Genomic DNA, 25,825 nt, shown 5'->3' on the forward strand with positions numbered 1-25,825 from the left:
TCACGCAACAACTGACTCAGTTCTTGCTATTGCTTATCGAGCCCGTAGACGGAATGCAAAGTACGAACTGCAAGTTCCGTATAAGGACCGTCGATCAGTATCGAGATTTTGATCTCGGAAGTGGTGATGGCACGGATGTTGATCGCCTTGTCGGCCAGCGCCTTGAAGGCGGTGGCTGCGACGCCGGCGTGGCTGCGCATGCCGATGCCGATGACCGAGACCTTCGACATGCCGGCTTCCGACTGCACGACATCGTAGCCGACTTCGGCTTTCAGCTTCTCCAGCACGGCGAGCGCCTTGTCCACGTCGCCGGACGGCACCGTGAAGGTCATGTCGGTGAACTTGCCGTCCTCGGAGATGTTCTGGACGATCATGTCGACATTGATGTTGGCCTCGGCCAGCGGGCCGAAGATGCCGGCGGCGACGCCTGGACGGTCGCCGACGCGGCGCAGCGAAATCTGCGCTTCGTCCTTGGCGTAGGCAATTCCGGTGACGACCTGCTGTTCCACGATCTCTTCCTCGTCGCAAATAAGCGTTCCGGGCGGATTGAGCAAATCCCCCATTCCGGGCGCATCTGGATCGTCGAAGGACGACCGCACGAAGGTACGCACCCTGTGTACCATGGCAAGCTCGACCGAGCGCACCTGCAGCACCTTGGCGCCGAGCGAGGCCATTTCGAGCATTTCCTCGAAGGAAATCTTGGCGAGACGCCGGGCTTTCGGCTCGATGCGCGGATCGGTGGTGTAGACGCCGTCGACATCGGTGTAGATGTCGCAGCGGTCGGCCTTGACCGCCGCTGCGATCGCGACGGCGCTTGTATCGGAGCCGCCGCGGCCGAGTGTCGCGATGCGGTTGTCCGGCCCGATACCCTGGAAACCGGCGATGACCGCCACCTGGCCCTCGCCGAAGCGCTTGATCAGGAAAGCGCCGTCGATGTCGAGGATGCGCGCCGCGCCATGCGCATTATCGGTCTTGATCGGGATCTGCCAGCCCTGCCACGAGCGGGCGTGCACCCCCATGCTCTGCAGCGTGATCGCCAACAGGCCGGCGGTGACCTGTTCGCCCGAGGCGACGACCGCGTCATATTCGCGCGCGTCATGCATCGGCGAGGCCTCGCGCGTCCAGGCGACCAGTTCGTTGGTCTTGCCGGCCATCGCCGACACCACGACCGCCACTTCATGGCCGGCGTCGACCTCGCGTTTGACATGGCGCGCCACATTGCGGATGCGGGCGATGTCGGCGACCGAGGTTCCGCCGAATTTCATCACGATACGCGCCATGGAAGCGAAATGCCTTTGACTGAAGCCGGCGCGAGGCCGGAACCGGAGGAAACGCCAGGGTTAAGCCGGGCGCGGAAATGCGCGGCCTCCTTAGCCAAAACAGCAAGGCTTCGCAAGCGAGCGCAACTGTGGCCGGCCCGGCAACGCTCATCCTGACGGATTCCTGTCGCCGATCATGCCATAAGACCGACGAAACCGGCCTTTGGAGATTCTCATGACCGAGACCCTGGAAATCGTCACCTTCCGCCTCAGGCCCGGCACCGAAGCCGGCTTTGTCGCCAACAACGGGATTGTGACCGACTGGCTTGCCCGTCAGCCGGGCTTTCTTGCCCGTCACCTCGGGAAGCGCGAGGATGGCACCTGGGTGGACGTGGTGCGCTGGCAGAGCCTGGATCAAGCCCAGGCGGCGGCCGACCGCATCATGGCCGAGATCGGCGACAGCGAGGCCATGCAGGCGATCGAGCCCGCCACCGTCGCCATGAGCCATGCCGAGGTTGCCCTGTCGCGCTGACGCATCTCGCCCGAAGCGGGCGCCGAAGCTCAGCCCTCAGCCGCGCTTCTGCCGGGGGTGGAAAGGTCCCAGTCGGGATCGGTCTTGCGCAATCCCGCGACGACGCGGTCGCGCCCGTCCGCCTTTGCCTGATAGAGCGAACGATCCGCCGCGTTGACGATTTCGGTCCACGAGGCGCCGAGTTCTGGGAAGGCGGACACACCGAACGAGGCGGTGATGGTGCCCAATGTGCGCCCGCGATGCGCCAGATGCAGCTGCTTGACCGCCTTTCGCAGCGCCTCGGCGCGCTCGGCGGCATCGACAAGTGACGTTCCAGGCATCATCACCGCGAACTCCTCGCCGCCATAGCGCGACACCACGTCGCTTTCCCGGGCATGATCGAGCAGCGTGCTGGCCACCTGCTTGAGCACGAGATCGCCGGCCTCGTGACCGAAAGTGTCGTTGAACTGCTTGAAATGGTCGACGTCGAGCATGATCACCGCCATCGGCTGGCCCGAACGCTCCAGGCGCCGCAGTTCGCGGCTGCTCGTTTCCTCGAGATAGCGGCGGTTGTAGAGCCCTGTATTGGGATCACGGATCGATTGCTGTCGAAGCGTTTCGCGCAGCCGCAAATTGGCCAGCGCCAGGGCCAGCGTGTCGACGACGCCGCGCAGCACCTGCCTTCGCTCGGCCAGCCAGTCCGGCCTGTCGGCGGCATTGGGCTCCGTGAGATGGACGATGCCGAGCGTCTCGCCCTGCGCCGCCAGCGGCATGCAGACATAGCCGCGCCCGCCATTTTCGGTGATGTGATTGCAGCGGGGCGTCAGCATGCCCGGGCCGGCGACATGTTCCTGGCCGCGGCGCAGCGCCCAGCAATCTTCCGGAGCAAATTGGCCGACGCTTGAGCGGACTTCGCCCCAATGCGCCATCTCCTCGACCAGATTGCGCGAGGCGCTGGTCAGATGGACCGTTCCGCTCAGGCCGCCGAAAAAATCCGGCATCGCCGAGCCGACGACCGAGAATGCCTCCTGGAAGGTGACGCAGGCTTGCAGCAGCTCGCCCAGCTTGACCAAGCGGTTTGTGGCTTCCGACGTCTCTCTCAGCTCGCGGTTGAGCACCGCCAGCTCCTCGGCACGGTCATTGACCGCCCGCTCGGCGCTGCGCAATTCGCTGATGTCGCTCAGCGTCAGCACGATGCCGCCATCGGCCCGGTTGAGCGGATTGCAGCTGGCGATCACCGGCAGTTGCGCCCCGTCGGGCTTTACCAGCCGCACCTCGCTTTGGTGCCGGCGGCCCGTGGCAAGCGCCAACTCCACCGGCGACGCTCCCGTCCCGAGCCGGTCCCCGGTCTGTCCCCGCATGTCCAGCACCGATCGCCAGTCCTGCCCCTCGATCTTGCTCGCGTGTCGTCCGGCGATATCGGCGGCGGCCGGATTGACCGTCACGACCCGGCCGTCGCCGTCGATGACGGCGATGCCCTCCGCCACCGTGCGCACGATATCCTCGATGTAAGCTTTCTGATCGACGAGTTGCCGTCGCGACGCTTCGAGATCCGCTGCCATCGTGTCGAAACCTTTCGCCAGTTGCCCGAATTCGTCCCCGGAGGCGTGGCCGATGCGGGCGCCGCTATCGCCGCGCGCCAGCGCTTCGATGCCGCGATTGAGGCCGGAAAGACCGGTGCCAAACCGGTTGAGCAGCAGAAACGCGGAAAATGCAGCAATCAGCATGGCAGCGGCGGTGGACAAGCCGACAAGCCAGAGCATGGCGTTGGTGCGGTCGTGCGCGGCGCGGAGCAGCGGCGTGTATTCGAACAGCACCGCGCCGATGATTTTGCCCGGCGCGCTCTCGATCGGCACCGCCACCAGATTGATCGGCTCCGGCACGTCGGCGCTGTCCTCGACGAAGGCAAGCGGCTGACTGCCCTCGATCACGCGGCCGACTTCATTGCCGTGATCGTGACCGAATGACTTGCCGACATTCTGTTCCTCGCCTGGCACATCGGCGAGGATGGTCCTGTCGCGATCGACGACGACGAGATCGCGCTGTGAGTCGCTGTGCTGCAATCGTACGAATTCGCGCAGCGCCTCGGGTCTTTCGAACAATGGTCGTGGCGCGTCGGCAGTCTTGAAGGCAACGGCGTCCGCCAATTGGCGCGCGACGCTTGTCGCCTCTGCCAGCGCGGCTGATCTGGTCAGCGACATCTGGGACAGGATCGCAACAGCGCCCACCACGCCGATCAGGGCCGCGGCGCTTAACAGCGTGGCAGTGATCTGGGTCCTGATGCGCACCAAGCCTCTCAAGACTCGCCATGGCGGCAAATGTATATGCCAAATTCCGATCGTGCGCGGGGAAATCGTCAGGCCAGTAAATTTGACGTTAAGCGGAGCGAGCCGTGGCAACCCTCAGTCCGGTCGCGCCGCGCTTCGCAGCATCGACAAGCGAGGCTGCATGACCGGGCCCCCTTCCTGTACGTCATGCCTTCCATTCGCCCGAAATGGCGACGCGTTTCCGCGCAGCCCGATCAAGCTGGCATGTGCCGACATCGGACAACAGCCGGCGGGGGATGCTTGGCGGCAACGCGTGTGGCAGCAGCCGAAAAACCCTGCCTTGACTTTTGGCGCCAAGGACCCGACTTCCTAACGCTCTGCAGCGCCGCGCGTCCTCTCGGACGCGCAAAGGACGCTGTAGCATTTTGATTTTGCGCATGATCCTTTCCGAAAATCGAGGCCGATTTTCGGGGTCATGCGCCGGAGGCTTGCCTATGCCAGAACCCCGTCGATCGACCATCGATGCCGGAGAAGTCGAACGCTTCTCGGCCCTTGCCGCCGAATGGTGGAACCCGAACGGCAAATTTCGTCCGCTGCACAAGTTCAATCCGGTGCGGCTCGCCTATATTCGCGACCAGGTGGCGGCCCGCTTCGGCCGCGATCCCCGCGCCGCGCGGCCTTTCGAGGGCCTGCGTTTCCTCGATATCGGCTGTGGCGGCGGCTTGCTGTGCGAGCCGATGGCCAGGCTGGGCGCCGAAGTGGTTGGCGCCGACGCTTCGGCGACCAACATCGAAGTGGCCAAGCTGCACGCGGCGGAGGTCGGCGTCAGCATCGATTATCGGGCCACGACCGCCGAGGAACTGGCCGATGCCGGCGAGACCTTCGACGTCATCCTCAACATGGAAGTGGTCGAGCACGTCGCCGATGTCGATTTATTCATCGCTAAATGCGGCCAGATGGTGCGCCCCGGCGGCATCATGTTCGTAGCCACCATCAACCGCACGCTGAAAGCGCTCGGCCTTGCCATCATCGGCGCCGAATATGTGCTGCGCTGGCTGCCGCGCGGCACGCATCAGTTCGGCAAGCTGGTGCGCCCGGACGAACTGGAAAAGGCGCTGGGCGCTGCAGGCCTCACGGTGATCGACCGCACCGGCGTCATCTATCACCCGTTGGCCGACCGCTGGCAGAAGTCCAGGGATATGGACGTCAACTACATGGTGCTGGCCGAGAAAGCCTCGGTCTGATCGCGCCAGGCCTCAGGCTTCCAACGGCCGGTAGCCACCCCGCCAGCAGATCAGGGCCTGCCCGGAATCCTGTGTCCTCGCCGCCTCGACCGAGCCGATGACGATCGAATGCGTGCCGCGGTCGATCATCTCGTCGAGGCTGCAGTCGAACGCGGCCACCGCATCGGTGAGCAACGACGCGCCGGTCTTCAGCGTCGTCCACTCGACGCCCTCATAGCGGTCCTTGCCCTTGATGCCGCCGAAGCCGGAGAAGCGCTCGGCCACCCGCTGGTGCTGGGGCCCTAGCGAGTTGACGCCGAAATGCCGGTAACGCTCGATGATCGGCCAGGTCGACGAGGAGCGGTTGACGCAGGCAATCACCTTCGGTGGTTCCGCCGACAGTGACACCACCGAGATGACGACGAGGCCGGTGCGGTCGTCGCCGACGCCGGCGGTGATGACGCTGACATTGCCGACGATGAGCCGCATGGCGGCGCGGAAATCCGCGACGCTGACGGGACCTTCCGCGTTGGCCATTGCCGCCTCCTCTTTTCCTTGACGCAATTTCCGGACGGAAAACCGCTCACACTTTCCTGGAATTGCTCTAAGCCGCCGACTGCATCGCGGCCGGCGCGATGCGGACGCCCCTCTTTTCAAGAATAGGCAGAACCGTGTCGCGGAAATAGGGGAATTCCTCGACATAATCGACGAAAGACAAGGTCGAGCCGCGGAAGCCGGCCTGATGCAGGGCGGTGATGCCGTCGGCCACCTGCTCGGGCGTGCCGGTCAGCGGAAACCCGCCATGGCCGGCCGCCATGCGATCGCGGATAAGCGCCAGAAGATCGTGCGGGAAGGACTGCGCATGCGCGAACTGCAGCCGCACAAGATTGTCCACGGCCGCCCAATCGGCATTGGCGCGGCCGAAATGCTCAAGATAATCCTTGGCTTCCTTTTCCGTCGGCCGGCACACGACATGGGCAAAGGTCAGCACATCGACGTCCCGGCCGGCAGCACTGCCCTGTTCCTTCAGCGCCGCGATCTCATCCTTCGAGCGCGCCAGATCGATTGCCGGCGTGAACAGGAAATCGGCGTTGCGGACGGCAAATTTGCGCCCTTCCTCCGAGCCGGCCGCGTTGAGGATCGGCAGCGGCGACGACGGACGCGGGTCTCCAAGCACATTCTTCAGCTTGAACCAGGCGCCGTCCCAGTCGAAGGCTTCCGTGCGGCTCCACAGGGCACGCACGATGTCGAACCATTCCTGCGCGTAGCTGTAGCGTGTGGTGTGATCGTCAGGCAGCGTCAGCCCAAGCGCCTCGTATTCCGGCTTGTTCCAGCCGGCGACGATGTTGAGGCCGATGCGGCCGCGGCTGATCTGGTCGATGGTCGCCAGTTGCTTGGCCACGACCACCGGATGGTTCGCCGCCGTATGGGTGGTGGCAAAGACGGTGAGGTTACGGGTGAGCGCCAACAGCCCCGCCGCCCAAGTGATCGTCTCAAGCACGTTGCCGTGAAAATTGGTTTCGCCGCCGTAACCGATCCAGCGGGCGATCGGCAGCATGAAGTCGATGCCGGCGTCATCGAGCAGACGGGCGAGACGCAGATTGTTGTCCCAGGAATTGTCCCAGCGTTCGGCGACCTTGGTGACGGTCATGCCGCCGGAACAGTTGGACGCGAAGGTGCCGAGAAAGAAAGGCTGCGTGCCGGGCGCGCGCTTGTCGAGCATGCTCATGACGAAGTTCTCCTCATATTTTTGATTATAATTTATGATAGAAAGTCTATCATAAATTCATGTGGACGCAATCGCCCCGGTCGGCGCATGCTCGGCGCGAGGAACAGACAGATGAACGACCGGCGCAAATCTTTGGAAACACAGGAAGAACTGCTCGACCGCGGCTGGCATCTGGCGCGCACGCCGCTGGAAATCGACGTCACGGAGGTCGAGTACGCACTGATGCGCTCATACGAGGCATTCGGCCACTGGCAGGCGGAGTGCCTCGCCACGGTGATCGAGTTTTCGGCCAGCGGTCCGGAAAACGCACTGCTTCACATCATCAGGATGAACGACCGGCCGAAAAGCGTCCGCGACCTCGCCCAGATGACCAACCGCGACGACATTCCCAACATCCAGTACAGCCTGCGAAAGCTCCTGAAGGGCGGGCTGATCACGCGCACCGGCAGCGGCAGGGCCGGCGTGACCTATGAGGTGACGCCGCTGGGGCGCCGGGTGACGGAACGCTATGCCGATATCCGTTCGGTCCTGCTCATCGAAGCGGTCAAGCGCATTCCCGAAATGGCCGAGAAGCTCGAGGACGTCGCGCGCACGCTGGAGTTGATGACGGGCATATACGAACAGGCGGCGCGCGCCGCCGCCACCCATCGCCGTCGGCATCCGCGGCCGGAATCCGCCGGCAGCGACGAGGATTAGCTACGGGATGATGCCGGCTCGATCCGAAGCGTCGCAGGCGCGCCGTTTTGGCTTTGCGCCTTGGTCGTGATGAACACGCCGGCGGTGATGATGGCCGCACCCAGCCAGGTCAGAGGCTGGTAGTGCTCGCCGAGGAGGATCGTCCCGGCGAACAGGCCGACGGCTGCCGCCACATAGCCGATCTGGCTGAGATAGACCGGGCCACCGACGGCCTGCAGGCGGAAGAAGAAAACGAACATTGCCGAGGCCGAGGCGACCTGTCCGACGATCACCAGCGACACGCCGGCGAGCGGTGCGAAGGCCTGCCAGCCCAAAAGCGTCAAAATGCCGACGAGGAGCAACGTGGCCGAGGCCAGATGGCTGCCGACGGCGAGCTCGATCGGGCCGGTGCCCTCTGGCCAGTCGACGGTACGGTAGATGTTGCCGGTCGCGAGGCTGACCGGGATGAGCAGCCCGATCGCCACCCAGAAATATTCCGCCGCCTGGCCGGCCTCGCCGCGCGTGAGCGCGACCATCACCGCGCCGACGAAGCCGACGGCGATGCCGATGACGCCGAGCAGGTTCGGACGCCTAACGCCGAGCAGGATCGAGAACCCCAGCGTGATCACCGGCGACAGCGTGAACATGATGCCGGTATAGCCGGCGCCCAGATGCGGGATGGCGGAGAACATCAAAAGATTGGGGATGGCGTAGGAAATCGCCGCGGTGACGAAGAAATAGCGCAGCTTGTGTGGAGTCAGCCGGATGCGCGCGCCGCGCAGCAGAAGCGCCAGGAGCAGCACGCCGCCGGCGCCGAACGAGATCGTGAAAGCCCAGACCACGGCGGGCACGCCGGCTCCGGTGGCGAGCTTGCCGAAGGGCAGCGTCATGCCAAGCAGGCTGCCGGTCACGACCAGAAGGCCGATCGCCGAATCCCAGAGCAATTTCATCGGGCTGTCCTGTCGCTGCGTGACCGCTTGGCGGTCGCTTCTTCTTAAGGTAAGATAACGCAAAGATTCTTTATGTCAAGATACTTTGTGGTGAGAGATATGGATCGAGCAGGCAGGGCCATGGAGCAGTGGCGGCGGGAACGGCCGGATCTCGACGTGTCGCCGATGGGCGTCATCGGGCGTCTGAATGAAGCCTCGTCGCTCATCGCGCGCGACCGTCTCGGGCCGGTCTTCGCCCGTTTCGGACTGCAGTCCGGCGAATTCGATGTCCTGGCGACATTGCGCCGGTCAGGCCCACCCTACGCGCTGACGCCGACCGAGCTCTATGAGGCGACGATGGTGACGTCCGGCGCCATGACCGCCCGCCTCGATCGCCTGGAAAAGGCGGGGCTGATCCAGCGCGCTCCGCACCCCAGCGACCGGCGCGGCGTCGTCGTGCAGCTCACCGAAAACGGCCGCGAACTCACCGACGAGGCACTCGCCGCCCATGTCGCCAACGAGCACGAAATCCTCGCCGGCCTGACGCGCGAGGACCGGGAAATGTTGGCGAAACTGCTGGAAAAACTGATCGGAAGCTTAGGTTGAAATCCTGACGAGAGGATCAATTCCGCCTCGACTTCGCAGCCAGTCTTTTGATGCGCCATCGTCGCAGAGCGATCATTCTTCGCAACAACCATTCGGGGACGCCGACATGACGTGCGGCTTCGACCTCGGCCGCAAAAGCTCCCTCGGTCATAGCGGCATCGCTCATGTCGGGCAGGTTCTCCAATATGCTTTTGGCCTCATCAAATGCTTCGGTTGCCCCGGGAAGCATTTCGGTAAAAGCCATTTGGCGCCGGATACACACTTGTTCGATGCGGTGACGCAATTCTTCGCGATAGTCGATGCCGACGCGCGCGAGACGCGCATGCGTTGCCTCGTGCACGATCACCGACGCAATGAGCGCCAACGGCGTCTTTTCGTCGAGCACGAACCTTTGGTCGAGCTGGCAGGTCGAGGTGCTTTCCTGGAACTGTCCGCGATAGGGGATCACCAAGATCCAAATACGACTGAGGTCTCTCAAAAGCCTGCGATAGCGGATTGGATCGTGTCGGCGAATGAGCGACAGGGCGTGGACCACCCGATCGATCACCTGCCGATCTCCAATGACCAGCAAGCCGTCCACTGCCACACTGTCCGAGGTTTTCAGCCAGACCCACTCAACGAACCGCTCCGCGAGGCCCGAGAAGTGTCTTCGCCATTGACCGCTCAGTTCCGGTCGTCCGGAAAGCTCGGAATCGGCATGAACTCGACGCCGTCCTCGATCAGGCTTTGCGCCTCTTCCGGCGTAGCCTCGCCATAGATGCCGCGCGGATCGGTCTCGCCGAAATGAATCTTCCGCGCTTCCTCGGCGAATTTGTCGCCGACATAGTCGGCATTCTCGCGCACCTTCTCGGCCAGCGCCTTCAACTGCGCCAGCGCCTGTTTCTGCGCTTCGCCCATGGCCAAAGCCATCTTTTCCTGCTTGCGCGAGGTCGAGACGGCCGGCGCCATCAGCGCCTTCTCTATCTTGTGCGAGCCGCAGGTCGGGCAATCGACGAAGCCGCGCTTCTTCTGGGTGTCGAAATCGTCATTGCTGCGGAACCACGCTTCGAATTCGTGCTCGTGTTCGCAGATCAGGGAAAAACGGATCAAGAGGCAGCACCCCTCAGACGCGGCGCCTCGCCTGCGCCAGCATTGACGGCGAAGTCCCGCGCATTCCTGAGATTGGGTATCTTGCGGCGCGCGGCGAGCGACTGCGCCGGATCGAACTCGGCGACGATCACCCCCGGCTCGTTATGCGCCGCCTCGGCGATGACGCGTCCCCACGGATCGACGATCAGCGAATGGCCAAAGGTCTCGCGCCCGTCCTCGTGCAGGCCGCCCTGCGCGGCGGCAACGACATAGGCGCCGTTCTCGATGGCGCGGGCGCGCAGCAGCACATGCCAATGCGCCTCGCCGGTCTGGCGCGTGAAGGCAGCCGGCACCGTCAGCACCTCGGCCCCGGCCATCGCCTCGGCGCGGAACAGCTGCGGGAAGCGCAGGTCGTAGCAGACGGCAAAGCCCAGCTTCGTCCCTTCGATGTCAGTTACGGCCGCTTCCGTTCCCGGCTCGTAGGACGCGGATTCGCGCCAGCTCTCGCCATTGTCGAGGTCGACATCGAACATGTGGATCTTGTCGTAGCCGGCAATCAGGCTGCCGTCGGGTGAAAACAGGAAAGCGCGGTTGGCGAGCTTGCCGTCGGCGCGGCGGATCGCCGTCGAGCCGATATGCAGGTAGATGCCGAGCTCCTTCGCCAGCCTGCGCGCGGTGGCGACGACAATGTCCTTGTCCTCGGTGGTGAAAGCGGCCGCGCCGGCTTCCTTGTCGCGCACCAGCGCGCCGGTCATTTCCGGCGTCTGGACATAGGTAGCGCCCTGACCGGCAGCCTGGCGGACCAGGGCCTCCATATCGGCGGCATTGCGCTCGGGGCTCGTGCCCGAACGCATCTGCACGGCGGCGGCCTTGAAAACACCCATGATCATCTCCCGTTGGCGAGCATCACATCCAGCCGGCCCTGCGACTCCAGGTCGTGGAGATCGTCGCAGCCGCCGACATGGGTGTCGCCGATGAAAATCTGCGGAAAGGTGGTTCGCCCATGCGCCTTGGAAATCATTTCCTGGCGCAGTTCCGGCGAGAAGGAGGCATCGTGCTCCGTATAGGCCACGCCCTTGCGGTCGAGCAGCCGCTTGGCGGCGCTGCAGTAGCCGCACATCATCCTTGTATAGATCGTCACATCGACCATCGGTCACAATCCTGCCGGTGCATCTCGCCCAATGGTTGTATGAAAGCGACGTGCACCAAAAACAACACTTGGGTTTCTATATAGTCGCGGAGTCATCGGCCCGAAAGTCCCCCGGCAGGACGCGGGCGAAGGTGAGGATATCGACCGTTCCGGCGCCGCCCCTCTTCAGCGCCTTGGCGACCGCCCGCACCGTGGCGCCGGTGGTGTAGACGTCGTCGACCACCAGCACCCTGCGGCCCGCGATCTCGATTTCGGCGTCCGGCGGCACGCGAAAGGCGGCGCGCACGTTCTCCTCGCGCTCATGCCGTTCGAGGCCGACCTGCTGGCGCGTCAGCTTCACACGCCTGATCGCGGATGGCGAGAAGGGCAGCCCGCCGAGCTTTGCAACGGCGCGTCCAAGCTCCGCAGATTGGTTGAACTGGCGCCGGAAGAAGCGCCGCCAGTGCAACGGAACCGGCACGACCAGATCGGCCTCGGCAATCAGCTCCGCGCCGCCGCGGACCATCCAGTTCGCCATCCAGGGCGCCAGGTCCGTCCGGTCCTGGTATTTCAGCCCCTGAACCATCTGCCGGGCGACGCCCGAATAGATGACAGCGGCCCGCGCCCGTTCGAAGGGTGGCGGATCGGCGATCGCCTCGGCGGACAGAAACCCCTCGCCCATGTCGTGGGTGAAGGGCGTTCCCATCACCGGGCACCAGGGTTTTTCCAGCAGCCTGAGCTTCGGCCAGCAGGCGCCGCACAGCACGCCCGGCTGCGACACATGGCGACGGCAGCCGGCGCAAACCGGCGGAAACAACAGACGCGCCGGCCAGGCCAGTGCCCGCCGCGTCATGTTCTGAACCCCTGTGGTCTTGATCTTGTGCACCGGATCGGCCACGTGAAGGAAACCCACGCCACCTTAACACCACTCCGGTGCGCGCGGACAACAGGAAGCTTTCATTGCAGCCCTTGATCGACACTGAGCTCTGGCTTGCGCGCAAGCGCCGGGCTCTCGCCCGCCCCGTCGAAGGCGCCGATTTCCTGATGCGGCGAGCGGCGGAGGATCTTGCCGACCGGCTGGCTGCCGTCGAGCGCCGCTTCGGCAAGGCGGCCGCGCTGTTCTGCCAGACATCGGCGGCGGTCGAGGTGCTGGCAGCCAGCGGCAAGGTCGGCGAGATCGTGCGTGTCGAGATGGACGAAGCGCTTCTCGCCGGCGGCCCGGGCCTGGTAGCGCCGCCGGAAACCGTGCCGTTCGAGGACGGCAGCCTCGATCTCGTCGTCTCCCTGCTCTCGCTCCACGCGATGAACGACATTCCCGGCGTGCTGGCGCAAATCCGCCGTGCGCTGAAGCCGGACGGGCTTTTCCTTGGCGCTCTCGCCGGCGCGGGTACACTCGCGGAGTTGCGCGAAAGCATGCTGACGGCCGAGACGGAGCTTTATGGAGGCGCGAGTCCGCGCATCCTTCCTTTCACCGACGTGCGCGATGCGGGTGGGCTGTTGCAGCGCGCCGGCCTGGCATTGCCTGTGGCCGATGTCGAAACGGTCGCCGTGCGCTACGATACGCTGTTCGATCTGGCTAGCGACCTGCGCGCCATGGGCGAAACCAGCCCGCTCATCGACCGCAGCCGGCGGCCGGGCAGCAGACGCCTGTTTGCCCGCGCCGCCGAAATCTACGCCGAACGGTTCTCGGACCCGGATGGCCGCATCCGCGCAAGCTTTCCGGTTGTCTGGATGTCCGGCTGGGCGCCCGACGCCTCGCAGCAAAAGCCGCTCAAGCCGGGGTCAGCCAAGGTATCGCTGAAGGCGATCCTGGAGAACCCGCCGAACGGTTGACCGCGTCTCTGATTGCGGGGTTGGCTTCGTTAGTGAGAGAAGGCCTGGACCAGCCTGCTGTTGTTGTCGCTGAACAACCACTGAATCGCGTCCGCGGCCCTGCCCACGCCGCCGATGATTGTAAGCGACAGCACGGCAACGATCAGGCCATATTCGATGGCCGTGGCGCCCGTCTCATCTCTTACGAATTGCTGCAGCAGGTTTTTCATGGTCATCCATCCCTTATGCAGAAATTCTAATGTCCTACCCGTTAAGAAAGGTTAACGGCAAAAGCTTAACGGCGAGTGAAATGCCGGTGTCCCAAAAAATCATTAACCACGTCAGCACTCGCCGCTGCGGCTTCCGTCATTGCGGATGACGCAGATTGAACTGGGCATCGGCTGCAGCACACTGCGGCGCACCGTATATGTATTGGTGCGATGGCCGACCGATCCGGTCGCAGTCATGTCGAGCCCGACAGCCAAGCCGTCGCGAGCGCCCTGCGATCGCGTCTGGCTGTCCAGGAAAGGCGTTGCGATCAGCGCCAGCGCCACGGCGGCCGAACCGAAGAGAAGCGTGATTCGCAGGATGCCCATGCCGGCATCCGCAGCGCGGAAGCCTCGGTCGGGCCGGATCGAGTCCCAGTCTCTTTCAAGGCTCATGCCGTGTTTCCCACAGTCATCGACGATCTCGCCGCGCGAAACGGCCTCGGGCAATTTTTCACGTCGAGATAAATCTTCCATTAACGCTGGCTAAAGCAGCTCCGGCAAACGGTGAACGGCCGCGAAGGCAGGTCGCGAAATTACAGCAGGTCGATGAGGAACTGGATCAGCGGTGCGTCGGCCGGCGGCATCGGGTAGTCGCGCATCTGCCTCGGCCTGACCCATTTCAGCCCCTGCCCTTCCCTGGGCTGCGCGATCCCCCGAAAGCGGCGGCAGACATAAAGCGGCATCAGCAGATGGAAATCGTCGTAGGAATGGCTGGCGAAGGTGAGAGGCGCCAGGCACGGAATCTCGGTCTCGATGCCGAGTTCCTCATGCAGTTCGCGGACCAGGCACTCCTCCGGCGTCTCGCCGGGCTCGACCTTGCCGCCCGGGAACTCCCACAGGCCTGCAAGCTGCTTGCCTTCGGGGCGCTGCGCCAGGAGCACGCGCCGGTCGGTGTCGACCAGCGCGCAGGCGGCGACCAGAAGCAGGCGCTTTCCGGCTGGCTTGCTCTCGCTCATGCGCCCGGCGGCCGTCGATAGTGGTAGCGATAGACTTCCTCGAAGCCGAGCGACCCGTAGAGCGAGAGCGCCGGGGCATTGCCGGCCTCGACCTGCAGCCAGGCCTCGCGCGCGCCGCGCAGCCGCGCCCATTTCAGCGCCGACAGGATGAGATTGCGGCCATGGCCCTGTTTGCGCGCCGATTTTTCGGTGGCGACCTCGAACAAGCCGGCGAGATCGCCATCGTGGACGCAGATCAGCGTCGCCAGCGGCTCATTGCCGTCCTCCAGAGCGAACAGCCCAGCTTCAGGCTGAATGGCCCCGATGACCTCGGACAGGCCGGGCCGCAGCGAGGCGTCCGAGCCGCCGGTTCTCAACGACGCGCCGATGAAGCGGCTGATGTCCTTGAGCGGTATCTGGTCCATGGCCGCGCCGAGTTCGAGATCCTTCAGCGGCAGCCGCATGACTATGGATTCGCCGAACCTGTTCCAGCCGGCCTTGTCGAGATGCGTGGACAAGACCTGTCCCGACAGCGGCGACATGCGAAAGGTCAGCGGCCTGCCATAGGCATCGAAGCGGCGCGCGGCGCGGCCTATGCGCTCTTCGATGGCGTGGGTGTCGCCCGGATCGAGCGGATTGACCGAGTTCAGGCGCTTGGCGGGGTGCCCGGCGGTCAGCCGCACCACCCAGGTCCCATCATAATGGACGGCAGCAGCCGGCCAGGCGCGAAAGCCCGCCGCCTCGTAGCGGCGCACGACTGCCAGCACGCTTGCCGGATGCCTGGACACCGGCGCCATCAGCTCCGGTAGTCGCCGTTGATGGCGACATATTCCTTGGTGAGGTCGCAGGTCCACACCGTCGCCTTGCCCCGGCCGATGCCGATATCGGCGCGGATGCGGATGTCGTCGCGCTTCATGTAGGCGGACGTCGCTTCCTCCGAATAGGCCGGATCGCGCTCGCCCTCATGCGCCAGGCGGTTGTCGCCGAACCAGATCGACAGCCGGTCGCGGTCTGCCGGTTCGCCGGCCTTGCCGACGGCCATGACGACGCGGCCCCAATTGGCGTCCTCGCCGGCGACCGCCGTCTTGACCAGCGGCGAGTTGGCGATCGAAAGCGCGATGCGCTTGGCCGAGCGCGCCGATTTGGCGCCGGTCACCGTGACCTCGACCTGTTTGCGCGCGCCCTCGCCGTCGCGAACCACTTGCAGCGCCAGCGACTTCAACACCTTGCCGAGCGCCCGGCGGAACGCGCCGAGCCGTGCATCCTTGGGATCAGCGATCGCCGGAGCGCCGCGCGCGGCGGCCTTGCCTGTGGCGAAGATGAGCAGCGTGTCGCTGGTCGAGGTGTCGCTGTCGACGGTCACCGCGTTGAAGGTCTTGGCCGTCCCCCGCGACAACAGATCCTGCAGCACGGGCGCTGCGATTGGCGCGTCGGTGGCGATGAAGGAAAGCATCGTCGCCATGTCGGGCGCGATCATGCCGGCGCCTTTGGCGATGCCGTTGATGGTCACGTCGGTGTCGCCGAGCTTGACCGTCGCCGTCGCCACCTTCGGATAGGTGTCGGTGGTCATGATGGCCTTGGCGGCCTCGGTCCACAGATCCGGCTTGCCGTCCTTGACCAGGCCGGCGAGCAGATGGCTGAATTTGGTGGTGTCGAGCGGCTCGCCGATAACGCCGGTCGAGGCCAGGAACACCTCGCTCTCGGAACATCCTGCGGCCTTGGCCGCCGCCTCGCCGGTCAGCGCGGTCGAGGCCTTGCCCTTCTTGCCGGTGAAGGCGTTGGCGTTGCCGGAATTGACCACCAGCACGCGCGCCTTGCCGGCAGGCAGGTTCTGGCGGCAGAAATCGACTGGCGCCGATGGGCATTTCGACCTTGTGAACACACCGGCGACGGCCGTGCCCGGATCGAAGACCATGGCGAGCAGGTCGGTTCTATTCCGGTATTTGATGCCCGCTTCCGCGGTCGCGATGCGCACGCCCTCAATGACCGGCATCTTCGGATATTTCTTCGGTGCGAGCGGCGAGATCGTAGCGGACATCGGAACCCCGGAACGGCAATAAAGCGAAAGGAAGGCCGGTTTGCCCGATAGCGCGTCCCGGCGCAAGGGGCGTTCTGGCCGCGCCTTCGCGCCTTGGCCGGCGGCTTTGCAGTTGGAAACGCGTCGTTTCGTTTCGCCCGCGAAGCCAATATGATCGGCGGCAGATTCACCGGCCAAGGAAGACTGGAATGGGCGAAGCCGCCGCTCGCGGGCGCAAGTCGATCGGCGCAAAACGCAATCCGGAGAGCGCCGATGCCATCATCGAGGCGGCCGAGGGCGTATTGCGCGAGGCGGGTTATGCCGGCTTCTCGATCGAAGCCGTCGCCCGGCGGGCACGGGCGGGAAAACCGACCATCTACCGCTGGTGGCCGAGCAAGGCGGCGCTGCTGATCGAGGTCTACCAGCGGCAGAAACGTGTCGAGACGCCCGACACGGGAAACATCGAGGACGACCTGGCGGGCTTCCTCAAGAACCTGTTCGCGCATTGGCGCGACACACCGTCGGGCAATATCTTCCGCTCGCTGATCGCCGAAGCGCAGTCGGACGGCACCGCGGCGGCCGCGCTTGCCGAATATTCAAAGGGGCGCCGCGGCCATACCGGCCGCATGATCGAGCGCGCCAAGGCACGCGGTGAGGTGGCGGCCGATGTCGATGCCGGGATCGTCGCCGATCTGATCGCATCCTATGCCTGGCGGCATCTGCTGACCGATCGCCTCGACGAGGACGACGCAATGATCCGCGCGGCTGTGCGCTATGTAGTGCGAGGGATAGCCCCCACCCCATAACGAAAGGGCGCCCGGAGGCGCCCCTTTGCAAAACCGATCTCCGGCGGCCGGATTACTTGCCGCCTTCCAGCGCGTCGATGTCCTTCTTGAGCTTCTCGTCCGGAATCTCGACCTTGGCTGACGCGCGCAGTTCCTTGACCATGGCGAAATACTTGTCGCGGATCACCGCCTGCTTGGCCTGATCCTTGACGTCGTCGAAGGCCGGCGGCTGCTTGGCGCGCTTGTCTTCGAGCTTGATGACGTGCCAGCCGAACTGCGTCTGCACCGGTTCCTTGGTGTACTTGCCCACGTCGAGCGCGAAGGCCGCCTTGTCGAATTCCGGCACCATCTGGCCCGGTCCGAACCAGCCGAGATCGCCACCACTGGTTTTGCCCGAGGGGTCGTTGGTGTGTTCGTTGGCGAGCTTCTGGAAGTCGGCCCCACCGTCGAGCTGCTTGATGATCGCCTCGGCCTCTTCCTTCGTCTTCACGAGGATGTGACGCGCATGCACTTCATTGACCGGCGGCGTGTTGGCGATCTCCTGGTCGTAGCGGGCGCGCACTTCGGCGTCCGTGACCTTGTCAACCACTTCCTTCTCGACGACCTCGCCATGCAGCGCGCGCGCCTGCAGGAAAGCCATGCGGCGCTGGAAGTCGGCGTCCTTGTCGAGGCCGCTGTCGACCGCCTTCTTGGCCATGACGCGGATTTCGATCGCCGCCGAAAGGGCGGCCGCGCGGCGCTGTTCGGGCGGCAGCTGAGCGAACTGTTGCGAGAGTTCGCCTTCGGCGAGCTGCAGATCGGCCTCGGTCAGCTTCTCGCCATTGATGGTGGCGACCACGGCATTGGGATCGACCGGCGCGGCAGGGGCGGCGGCATCCGCGGGCTTGGTCTCCTGCGCCATCAGCGGCGACAGGCAGAGAGCCGAGAGCCCGAAGGCCAGACCGAGGCTGGCGAGCGAGGCGCGGCGGAACGACAGGGACATCAAGATAACTCCAATGGGATTGCCAATGAGGATCGCGTGAGCGGAAGGGTTCCAGATCAGTCGAATTGTGGCGGAATTTGGCGCTGCCCATAGGGCTAACGCGGCGTTGACATCGATTGAGCCCCCTCTTATCTGTCCAACGACTTGGCGTCCAGAACCGTTTTCCGGGCGCTTTTTGCGTTTGTCCGCATTCACGCGGATTTGATGGGCCCGCCAGGCGCCTGTCGCAAACGGCCAAAATTGCTATCGAAAGGACCATTGGATGGTCAGTCTCGGCGGTCTCGCCCGTAAGGTTTTCGGTTCCTCCAACGACCGCCGCGTCAAGGCGACCCGGCCCAGGGTCGAAGCCATCAACGCCATGGAAAACGAGATGCGGGCGCTTTCCGACGCCGAGCTCGCCGGGCGCACGGAGAAATTCCGCCAGGATCTCGCCAACGGCGCTTCGCTCGACGATCTGCTGGTCCCGGCCTTCGCCACGGTGCGCGAAGCGGCCCGCCGCGTGCTCGGCATGCGGCCTTTCGACGTCCAGTTGATCGGCGGCATGGTGCTGCACAATGGCGGCATCGCCGAGATGCGCACCGGCGAGGGCAAGACCCTGGTCGCCACCTTGCCCGTCTATCTCAATGCGCTCGCCGGCAAGGGCGTTCATGTCGTTACCGTCAACGACTACCTCGCCAAGCGCGACGCTGAATGGATGGGCCGCGTCTACAAATTCCTCGGTCTGACCGTCGGCATCATCGTTCACGGGCTTTCCGACGACGAACGCCGCGACGCCTATGCCTCCGACGTCACCTATGCCACCAACAACGAGCTCGGCTTCGACTATCTGCGCGACAACATGAAGTATGAGCGCTCGCAGATGGTGCAGCGCGGCCATTCCTACGCCATCGTCGACGAGGTCGATTCCATCCTGGTCGACGAGGCGCGCACGCCGCTGATCATTTCCGGTCCGCTCGAGGACCGCTCGGAAATGTACAACACCATCGACACCTTCATGCTGAAGCTCGGCCCGGCCGACTACGAAGTCGACGAGAAGCAGAAGACGACGATCTTCACCGAGGAGGGCACCGAGAAGCTCGAAAACATGCTGCGCGACGCCGGCCTGTTGAAAGGCGAGTCGCTCTACGACGTCGAGAACGTGGCCATTGTCCATCACGTCAACAACGCGCTGAAGGCGCATCTGCTGTTCCAGAAGGATCGTGATTACATCGTGCGCAACGGCGAGATCGTCATCATCGACGAGTTCACCGGCCGCATGATGCCCGGACGCCGCTATTCGGAAGGCCTGCACCAGGCGCTCGAGGCCAAGGAGCATGTGCAGATCCAGCCGGAGAACCAGACGCTGGCCTCCGTCACCTTCCAGAACTACTTCCGCCTCTACAAGAAGCTCGCCGGCATGACCGGCACGGCGCTGACCGAGGCCGAGGAATTCGCCAACATCTACAATCTCGAAGTCACCGAGATCCCGACCAACCTGCCGGTCGCGCGCAAGGACGAGGACGACGAGGTCTACCGGACGGTCGACGAGAAATACAAGGCGATCGTCAAGGAAATCAAAGACGCGCGCGACCGCGGCCAGCCGATCCTGGTCGGCACCACCTCGATCGAGAAATCCGAGCAACTGGCCGAGCGCCTGCGCAAGGAAGGCATCAAGGACTTCGAAGTGCTGAACGCCCGTCACCACGAGCGGGAAGCGTCCATCGTCGCCCAGGCCGGCAAGCCCGGCGCCATCACCATCGCCACCAACATGGCCGGCCGCGGCACCGACATCAAGCTCGGCGGCAATGCCGAGATGCGCATCGCCGAGGAGCTTGGCGACATGCCGGCCGGACCAGAGCGCGAGGCGCGGGAAAAGGCCATCATCGACGATGTCGAGCGCCTGAAGGAAAAGGCGCTGGCCGCCGGCGGCCTTTACGTTCTGGCCACCGAGCGCCACGAATCGCGCCGCATCGACAACCAGCTGCGCGGCCGCTCCGGTCGCCAGGGCGACCCCGGCCGCTCAAAATTCTTCTTGTCGCTTCAGGACGACCTGATGCGCATCTTCGGCTCCGAGCGCATGGACGGCATGCTGCAGAAGCTCGGCCTCAAGGAAGACGAGGCGATCATCCATCCATGGATCAACAAGGCGCTCGAAAAGGCGCAGAAGAAGGTTGAGGCGCGCAACTTCGACATCCGCAAGAACCTCCTGAAATATGACGACGTTGCGAACGACCAGCGCAAGGTGGTGTTCGAGCAGCGCCTCGAGCTGATGGACGGCGAAGGCCTGTCGGAGACGATCGCCGAGATGCGTGAAGGCGTGATCGAGGAGATCGTCGCCAAGAACATCCCCGAAAACGCCTATGCCGAGCAGTGGAACGTCGCCGGCCTCAAGGAAGAGGTGGGGCAATACCTCAACCTCGACCTGCCGATCGAGGAATGGGTCAAGGAAGAGGGCATCGCGGAGGACGATATCCGCGAGCGCATCGCGGCCGCGGCCGACGCCGCCGCCAAGGAGCGCGCCGACCGCTTCGGCCCCGACGTGATGAATTATGTCGAGCGCTCGGTGGTTCTGCAGACGCTCGATCATCTGTGGCGCGAGCACATCGTCAATCTCGACCATCTGCGCTCCGTTGTCGGCTTCCGCGGCTACGCCCAGCGCGACCCGCTGCAGGAGTACAAGAGCGAAGCCTTCGAGCTGTTCCAGGGCATGCTCGGCAATTTGCGCCAGGCCGTCACCGCGCAGCTGATGCGCGTCGAGCTGGTACGCCAGGCGGCTGACGCGCCGCCGCCCGAAACGCCCGAGATGTTCGGCAGCCACATCGACGGCTCCACCGGCGAGGACGATTTCCAGGGCGGCGAGACCGCGCTTCTCATGCGTCAGGACACCAACGCCGTCGTCGCGCCGGAAAACCGCGACCCGAAGAATCCCTCGACCTGGGGCAAGATCGGCCGCAACGAAGCGTGCCCCTGCGGCTCCGGCAAGAAGTACAAGCACTGCCACGGCGCCTTCGCTTGACCTTCTTTCCTTCTCCCCGTCACTATACGGGGAGAAGGCGCCCGAAGGGCGGATGAGGGGCAGCGCCGGCCCTCGGCGCCTTCCTGCAACTTAAGAAACCAAATCTCACACGAGCCCCGACGCGCGCGCCGCTGCCGCCGCCTCGCCGCGCGAGACGGCCTCCAGTTTCCCGAGCACCGCTGAAACATGGTGATCGACCGTCTTCGGCGAGATGGTCAGATGCGCGGCGATCTTCTTGTTGGAGAAGCCTCGTTCGATCAACTGCAGGACCTCCATCTGGCGCTGCGTGAGGCCGGCCTGGTTGGCGCGAGTCGCCTGCCTCGGACCTCTGGCAATGCGGCTCACGCCGCTCTGCCGCAGCAGGCCGCGCACGTGCTGCGCCACCGGTCTTGCGCCGAGCGCCTCGAAAATGTCCAGCGCTTCGCGCCGCGCGGCCTCGTCGCCCTGCAGCAAGGCAAGCGCTCGTTCGAACGGGGCGCCCATACTTGTCCAAAGCGCAGCGGCGGCGCGCCAGTCGCCAACCAGTTGCAGGCGGTGCGGCTCGGCCATGCCATCGGTCTCGCCGGGAACGCTTTCAGGCGACAAAAGCCGCCGCCAGGTCGCCAGCTCACCGAACACCGCCCGCGCCGGCGCGAGGCCTTCGGCAAGGGCGATCAGATGCAGCGCTTCACCCCTGTCGCCCTCGCCCAGCCACGCCAGCTCGGCCATCACCCCGGCAAAAGGCACAAGCCGTTGCAGCTCCATGCCCTTGTCCAGGAACCGCCTCATCTCTTCGAGAACAGGCTCGGCCGATGGGTCTCCGCGGCGGATGCGCAAGCGTGCCAGCGCGACGAGCGAGGGGTAGCGCACCAACGGCGTCGTTGCTTCATCATCGACAACCTCATGCGCCATCGCCGCGGCATCGTCCCAGAGGCCGAGCCTCAGCAGAAGCTGCGCCTGCACGCCGCGCATGTAATCGCGCCATGTCGCCAGATCGTTCTCGACGCAATAGGCGATGCCGCGACCCAGGAACGACGCCGCCTCCTTGAAGTTGAGCCTGTTCATCTCGACGCAGGCGCAGTTGGTGAAGGCGCGCGCAGCGTGTTCCTGGAAGTTTCCCGACAATGCGATTCCCAGGCTGCGGGCGAGATCGCGCCGCCCTTTGGTGAAATCCAGCCATTGCCCGGCGGCGCCGACATTGTTGAGGGCGTGGCAGAGGATATCCGGCCGGTTGAGCCGCTCCGCCAGCTCGACCGCCTTGCCGCCGAGCGAAAGCGTGTCCTCGAGCCGCTCGGCGAGCATCGCCAGCTGCGAGAGGTTCGAGTAGGCCATCGCCAGCTCGGCGCTGTCGGGGGCGGTCTCCAGAAGCTCCACCGCCTGCTGGCCGAAACGGTCCGCCGCACCGCGATCGCCGAGCAGATAGGCGAAGCGCGACAGGCACCTGAGGCTGTCGCCTTCCTTGACCCGGTCGCCCAGCGTCTGGCGCAGCAGGCGCGCCCGGTCCTGCGCCTCCATTGCCGCGTCGACGCGGCCGATCAGGTGGCACTCGAAGGCGTGGCCCTCGTAGAGCTCGGCCCGCTTCTCGACCGGCAGCATATCCGCGTAGCGCAGGGCAACCTCGTAATAGTCCACCGCGTCGCGATGCGCGCCGACCCGCGAAGCCTCGCGCGCCGCGGCCGGCGCGAGCTCGCCCACCACCTCCAGATTCTGCGCTTCCACGGCATGATGCACCAATCTTGCGGTGGCCACTTGCGGGTTTTCGCGCAAAGCCGCCAGGGCGCGTTCATTGTACTCGCGCCGTTTGCTCGGCGTCAGCGCCATCTCGATTGCCGTGCGGGCGATCTCATGCCGGAAGGCATAGCCGTCGCCGAAATCCTCGAGCAGCCCGTTGGCGACGCATTCAGCCAGCTGGCCGGCGGCGGCAATCCCGCAAAGGCCGCTCAGCGCCCACGCGTCGGCGCGGCGCGGAAACACCGAGACGGCGTCGAGCATCGAACGCGCGCCCGGCGACAGTTTTTCGGCGCGCGCCAGCACGGCGTCACGCACGCTTGCCGGTAAAGCGCCATCGCCTTCGGCGGCGAGCAGCTCGGTGACGAAGAAGGCGTTGCCGGCGCTCGCCCGGTAGATTGCGTCGCCGTCGCGCTCGGCGGTTGCGGCGAGCGAGAGCACGGCGCTTTCGCTGAGCAGCGGCACGTCGATACGCACGACATCGCCGGCCGGAATCTCGCCGAGCGCCCGGCGCACGCGCATCTGCCCTTCGCTGCGGTCGGTCCGCGCCGTGATCAGAAGCAGGATGTGGGTATTTGCGATGCGCCGGCCGAGGAAGCGCACGAAATCGAGCGTCGCGTCATCCGCCCAGTGCAGGTCTTCGATGACGAGCACGCTCGGGCCGTTCGCCTCGAAGACGTCGAGCGCCTCGGAAAACAAGGGCAGCCGCTGCACCTGGCGGTCGTCGATCGCTCGCGGCAGTTCCCACTGCGCGTTGCGTGCCAGGTCGTGAAGCGGTCCCAGCGGGTCCGGAATGGACAGGTCCTCGCAGGCGCTGCGAAGCACGCACGGACCATCCAGTCGGCTCGCGAATGCCTCGACCAGCGCCGTCTTGCCGGCGCCGGCCTCGCCCAAGACGACCACGACGCGGCCGCGGCCCCCCACCGCGTCGGCCAACAAGACATCCATCTGCTGCAGCTGCGGCTGCCGTTCCAGAAGCATGATCGCTCTCTCGCGAAATCGGAATTCCATCACGGCGGGTCGCCGCCGCGATAGCGTGAGAAACGGCACCGAAATGTGACTTTCCACACATTCTGGTGCCATCTTCCACATAAAACGATCCAAAGATAGGGAATCGTCCCGGCCAATATGGGGAATGGCTCCGATGCGCGGTCTTTGCCGACGTGGTGGGATCGGCCTTGCTCGAAACGAATCCAATCCAATCACGAAAGGAACGACAATCGTGCCTCGCTACCTTGTTGAACGCACCTTCCCGGAAGGCCTGAACGTGCCGATGAACGATGCCGGCGCCACCGCAATGGGCGGCGTCATCGCCCGCAACGCCGAGAAAGGCGTGACCTGGGTGCAATCCTTCGTCTCGCCCGACAAGAGCAAGAGTTTCTGCATCTACGACGCGCCCTCGCCGGAGGCGATCCGCAGCACCGCGCAAAAGAATGCGCTTCCCGTCGACAAGATCACGGAGGTGCGGGTCCTCGACCCCTACTTTTATCGCTGACCGGGAAGATCGTGTCGGGCAGATTAGTCCCGGCGCCGGCGGACCTGATGCCGTGCCGGACAGCGAGAGTGTATCCGCCGCGGCGGATTACCTCCCGCCACGGCGCGGCTACATGCGACGGGCCTTGTCGGCGCTGCTTTCGCCGTTGCGAAACCGGCGCCGCCTTCTGCCGCCTCAGAACGATTACCTGAGACGCGATATCGGCCTCGATGAGCGGGAGATGCCGCGCGAATACTGGGAAATATTGGTGGGATCACCGGTGATCCCGCCGCGTCGGGACCAGCGACCATCCCTTTTACCGACAGGCGCCGCCGGCGTGCGGAGTTGGCTTTGACCGGCCGACTCCCGCCGCTTGCCCGCCGCAACTGAATTGGAGAGACAAATGAGCATTCAGACCTTAGCCAGATGCGCCATCGGCGCCTCCGCCTCGATCATCCTGCTGATGGCGGGCGCCGCCACGGCGGAAACCGTCAACCCGCTCGCCGAAAAGGTGCGGGCGCTCGACAGCCGCTTCGAGGACATCGCGGTGGCGAAGGCCGAAGGCTATGCGCCGATCCCCTGCGCCAGCGGCCTCACCGGCGGCGCCATGGGCATCCACTACGTCAACGCCGCCTACCTGAAGGACGATGCGGTCGACGTCGCCAAGCCGGAAGCCGTCATGTACGAGCCGATGGCCGACGGCACGCTGAAGCTGATCGCGGTCGAATACATCACGTCGAAAGGCCCGGCCTCGCTCGAAGGCCATCTCTTCAACTTCAACACCGCGCCCAACCGCTACGGCCTCGGCCCGTTCTACGAGCTGCATGTCTGGGCCTGGAAGCAGAACCCAACGGGCGCCTTCGCCGACATGAACCCGAACGTCTCGTGCGACGCGATGAAGGGGATGTGAGAGCGCCTCTTCCTTCTCCCCGTTTCACGGGCAGAAGGTGGCCCGAAGGGCCGGATGAGGGGCGGCGCCGACGATTGCGATTAGCCGCCCCTCGTATCTGACAGAGGATAATCACCCTGTTTAGGGCCCCTCCCGCAAAGAAGCCTCTTCGACACGCACTTCATCCCAAATTTCCGAGGCCGGCGCTGCCCCTCGTCCGCCTGCCGGCACCTTCTCCCCGTATAGCGACGGGGAGAACGAAGCACCTGTCCGAACCGGATAGATAGGTAACAGAATGGACCGATTAGATGGGTGACAGTTTTCTCGCCAGCCGGGAGGACCGGCGATGGTTTGGCGAGAGACTGGCATCATGGATGAACGGCTTCGGTTTGTTGTGGAGTGCCTATCTGGTGAGGAGACGATGACGCAGCTTTGCGCGGCCTTCGAGATCTCACGCAAGACCGGCTACAAATGGCTTGGACGTTACCGGGAGACCGGCCCGGAAGGCCTGCACGACCGGCCGCGGGCGCCGCTCGATCACGGCCGGGCAACGGCAGCCGAGCT

Annotated in this window: 27 protein-coding genes; 10 read left to right on the plus strand and 17 right to left on the minus strand. The window is 64.8% G+C overall.

Annotation, left to right across the window (positions count from 1 at the left end; all coding sequences use genetic code 11):
• Positions 1-26: 26 nt before the first annotated feature.
• Positions 27-1,280: an aspartate kinase gene (locus DPM35_RS31475; RefSeq protein ID WP_095816942.1), complete on the minus strand. Its 1,254-nt coding sequence runs from the start codon at positions 1,278-1,280 to the stop codon at positions 27-29.
• Between the two features lie 214 nt (positions 1,281-1,494).
• Here DPM35_RS31475 and DPM35_RS31480 point away from each other — a divergent pair, with 214 nt between their 5' ends.
• Positions 1,495-1,791, plus strand: coding sequence for an antibiotic biosynthesis monooxygenase family protein (locus tag DPM35_RS31480; protein ID WP_112131391.1), 297 nt, complete (start codon positions 1,495-1,497; stop codon positions 1,789-1,791).
• A 29-nt stretch (positions 1,792-1,820) separates the two neighbouring features.
• Here DPM35_RS31480 and DPM35_RS31485 read toward each other — a convergent pair whose 3' ends face one another.
• Positions 1,821-4,058, minus strand: coding sequence for a diguanylate cyclase (locus DPM35_RS31485; RefSeq protein WP_146768018.1), 2,238 nt, complete (start codon positions 4,056-4,058; stop codon positions 1,821-1,823).
• A 473-nt stretch (positions 4,059-4,531) separates the two neighbouring features.
• On the opposite strand from DPM35_RS31485, the gene ubiG reads away from it, so the two are divergent.
• Positions 4,532-5,281 carry a bifunctional 2-polyprenyl-6-hydroxyphenol methylase/3-demethylubiquinol 3-O-methyltransferase UbiG gene (gene ubiG, locus DPM35_RS31490; protein WP_112131393.1) on the plus strand — a complete coding sequence of 250 codons (750 nt, stop codon included), beginning with the start codon at positions 4,532-4,534 and terminating at the stop codon, positions 5,279-5,281.
• A gap of 12 nt (positions 5,282-5,293) precedes the next feature.
• On the opposite strand, the gene DPM35_RS31495 is transcribed toward ubiG, so the two are convergent.
• Together DPM35_RS31495 and DPM35_RS31500 are read right to left on the minus strand one after the other, a co-directional pair.
• Positions 5,294-5,797, minus strand: coding sequence for a flavin reductase family protein (locus DPM35_RS31495; protein ID WP_112131394.1), 504 nt, complete (start codon positions 5,795-5,797; stop codon positions 5,294-5,296).
• A gap of 67 nt (positions 5,798-5,864) precedes the next feature.
• The gene (locus DPM35_RS31500) at positions 5,865-6,989 is read right to left on the minus strand and encodes an LLM class flavin-dependent oxidoreductase (RefSeq protein WP_112131395.1); all 1,125 of its coding nucleotides are present in this window, start codon (positions 6,987-6,989) and stop codon (positions 5,865-5,867) included.
• 111 nt (positions 6,990-7,100) lie between these two features.
• On the opposite strand from DPM35_RS31500, the gene DPM35_RS31505 reads away from it, so the two are divergent.
• Positions 7,101-7,685, plus strand: a complete 585-nt coding sequence (locus DPM35_RS31505) for a winged helix DNA-binding protein (RefSeq protein ID WP_181592249.1) — start codon at positions 7,101-7,103, stop codon at positions 7,683-7,685.
• Here the strand turns inward: DPM35_RS31505 and DPM35_RS31510 are convergent.
• Positions 7,682-8,614, minus strand: coding sequence for a DMT family transporter (locus DPM35_RS31510; RefSeq protein ID WP_112131397.1), 933 nt, complete (start codon positions 8,612-8,614; stop codon positions 7,682-7,684). The genes DPM35_RS31505 and DPM35_RS31510 overlap by 4 nt on opposite strands.
• A 99-nt stretch (positions 8,615-8,713) precedes the next feature.
• Here DPM35_RS31510 and DPM35_RS31515 point away from each other — a divergent pair, with 99 nt between their 5' ends.
• On the plus strand, positions 8,714-9,199 hold the full coding sequence (locus DPM35_RS31515; RefSeq protein WP_112131398.1) for a MarR family winged helix-turn-helix transcriptional regulator: 486 nt from the start codon (positions 8,714-8,716) through the stop codon (positions 9,197-9,199).
• A gap of 16 nt (positions 9,200-9,215) precedes the next feature.
• Here the strand turns inward: DPM35_RS31515 and DPM35_RS31520 are convergent, their stop codons facing one another.
• From DPM35_RS31520 to DPM35_RS31540, 5 genes are all read right to left on the minus strand, one after another.
• Positions 9,216-9,779, minus strand: a complete 564-nt coding sequence (locus tag DPM35_RS31520; protein ID WP_146768019.1) for a hypothetical protein — start codon at positions 9,777-9,779, stop codon at positions 9,216-9,218.
• 83 nt (positions 9,780-9,862) lie between these two features.
• Positions 9,863-10,288, minus strand: coding sequence for a DUF1178 family protein (locus DPM35_RS31525; protein ID WP_112131400.1), 426 nt, complete (start codon positions 10,286-10,288; stop codon positions 9,863-9,865).
• Positions 10,285-11,151 carry a carbon-nitrogen hydrolase family protein gene (locus DPM35_RS31530; protein WP_112131401.1) on the minus strand — a complete coding sequence of 289 codons (867 nt, stop codon included), beginning with the start codon at positions 11,149-11,151 and terminating at the stop codon, positions 10,285-10,287. The genes DPM35_RS31525 and DPM35_RS31530 overlap by 4 nt, the downstream gene beginning before the upstream one ends.
• 2 nt (positions 11,152-11,153) lie before the next feature.
• A complete protein-coding gene (grxC, locus tag DPM35_RS31535; protein ID WP_042647701.1) occupies positions 11,154-11,417 on the minus strand; it encodes a glutaredoxin 3 in 264 nt (87 codons plus the stop codon).
• Positions 11,418-11,493: 76 nt separating this feature from the next.
• A complete protein-coding gene (locus DPM35_RS31540) occupies positions 11,494-12,294 on the minus strand; it encodes a ComF family protein (RefSeq protein ID WP_112131402.1) in 801 nt (266 codons plus the stop codon).
• A 62-nt stretch (positions 12,295-12,356) separates the two neighbouring features.
• Between DPM35_RS31540 and DPM35_RS31545 the strand changes: the two genes are divergently transcribed.
• The gene (locus DPM35_RS31545) at positions 12,357-13,229 is read left to right on the plus strand and encodes a methyltransferase domain-containing protein (protein ID WP_112131403.1); all 873 of its coding nucleotides are present in this window, start codon (positions 12,357-12,359) and stop codon (positions 13,227-13,229) included.
• Positions 13,230-13,258: 29 nt separating this feature from the next.
• Here DPM35_RS31545 and DPM35_RS31550 read toward each other — a convergent pair whose 3' ends face one another.
• From DPM35_RS31550 to argJ, 5 genes are all read right to left on the minus strand, one after another.
• A complete protein-coding gene (locus DPM35_RS31550; protein ID WP_112131404.1) occupies positions 13,259-13,444 on the minus strand; it encodes a Flp family type IVb pilin in 186 nt (61 codons plus the stop codon).
• A gap of 105 nt (positions 13,445-13,549) precedes the next feature.
• Positions 13,550-13,870 carry a hypothetical protein gene (locus DPM35_RS31555; RefSeq protein ID WP_112131412.1) on the minus strand — a complete coding sequence of 107 codons (321 nt, stop codon included), beginning with the start codon at positions 13,868-13,870 and terminating at the stop codon, positions 13,550-13,552.
• A 140-nt stretch (positions 13,871-14,010) separates the two neighbouring features.
• Complete coding sequence (locus tag DPM35_RS31560) at positions 14,011-14,433, minus strand: (deoxy)nucleoside triphosphate pyrophosphohydrolase (protein ID WP_112131405.1); 423 nt, start codon at positions 14,431-14,433, stop codon at positions 14,011-14,013.
• The gene (locus DPM35_RS31565; RefSeq protein ID WP_181592250.1) at positions 14,430-15,209 is read right to left on the minus strand and encodes a GNAT family N-acetyltransferase; all 780 of its coding nucleotides are present in this window, start codon (positions 15,207-15,209) and stop codon (positions 14,430-14,432) included. Before DPM35_RS31565 ends, DPM35_RS31560 begins: the two co-directional genes overlap by 4 nt.
• The gene (gene argJ, locus DPM35_RS31570; RefSeq protein WP_112131413.1) at positions 15,209-16,450 is read right to left on the minus strand and encodes a bifunctional glutamate N-acetyltransferase/amino-acid acetyltransferase ArgJ; all 1,242 of its coding nucleotides are present in this window, start codon (positions 16,448-16,450) and stop codon (positions 15,209-15,211) included. The genes DPM35_RS31565 and argJ overlap by 1 nt, the downstream gene beginning before the upstream one ends.
• A 188-nt stretch (positions 16,451-16,638) precedes the next feature.
• On the opposite strand from argJ, the gene DPM35_RS31575 reads away from it, so the two are divergent.
• Positions 16,639-17,235, plus strand: coding sequence for a TetR/AcrR family transcriptional regulator (locus tag DPM35_RS31575; RefSeq protein WP_112131406.1), 597 nt, complete (start codon positions 16,639-16,641; stop codon positions 17,233-17,235).
• Positions 17,236-17,287: 52 nt separating this feature from the next.
• Here DPM35_RS31575 and DPM35_RS31580 read toward each other — a convergent pair whose 3' ends face one another.
• Positions 17,288-18,196, minus strand: coding sequence for a peptidylprolyl isomerase (locus DPM35_RS31580; RefSeq protein ID WP_112131407.1), 909 nt, complete (start codon positions 18,194-18,196; stop codon positions 17,288-17,290).
• A 262-nt stretch (positions 18,197-18,458) separates the two neighbouring features.
• Between DPM35_RS31580 and secA the strand changes: the two genes are divergently transcribed.
• Positions 18,459-21,191, plus strand: coding sequence for a preprotein translocase subunit SecA (secA, locus tag DPM35_RS31585; RefSeq protein WP_112131408.1), 2,733 nt, complete (start codon positions 18,459-18,461; stop codon positions 21,189-21,191).
• Between the two features lie 105 nt (positions 21,192-21,296).
• Here secA and DPM35_RS31590 read toward each other — a convergent pair whose 3' ends face one another.
• Positions 21,297-23,879 (minus strand): helix-turn-helix transcriptional regulator, encoded by a 2,583-nt coding sequence (locus DPM35_RS31590; protein ID WP_112131415.1) that lies wholly within the window; start codon positions 23,877-23,879, stop codon positions 21,297-21,299.
• A gap of 241 nt (positions 23,880-24,120) precedes the next feature.
• Here DPM35_RS31590 and DPM35_RS31595 point away from each other — a divergent pair, with 241 nt between their 5' ends.
• The 3 genes from DPM35_RS31595 to DPM35_RS31610 form a co-directional block, all read left to right on the plus strand.
• The gene (locus DPM35_RS31595; protein ID WP_112131409.1) at positions 24,121-24,393 is read left to right on the plus strand and encodes a DUF4242 domain-containing protein; all 273 of its coding nucleotides are present in this window, start codon (positions 24,121-24,123) and stop codon (positions 24,391-24,393) included.
• Between the two features lie 442 nt (positions 24,394-24,835).
• A complete protein-coding gene (locus DPM35_RS31605; protein ID WP_181592251.1) occupies positions 24,836-25,282 on the plus strand; it encodes a hypothetical protein in 447 nt (148 codons plus the stop codon).
• Positions 25,283-25,607: 325 nt separating this feature from the next.
• The coding region (locus DPM35_RS31610; protein WP_146767959.1) for a helix-turn-helix domain-containing protein at positions 25,608-25,825 on the plus strand (218 nt) is incomplete at its 3' end.

Source organism: Mesorhizobium atlanticum (assembly GCF_003289965.1).
In the GTDB taxonomy this organism is placed as follows: Bacteria; Pseudomonadota; Alphaproteobacteria; order Rhizobiales; family Rhizobiaceae; genus Mesorhizobium; species Mesorhizobium atlanticum.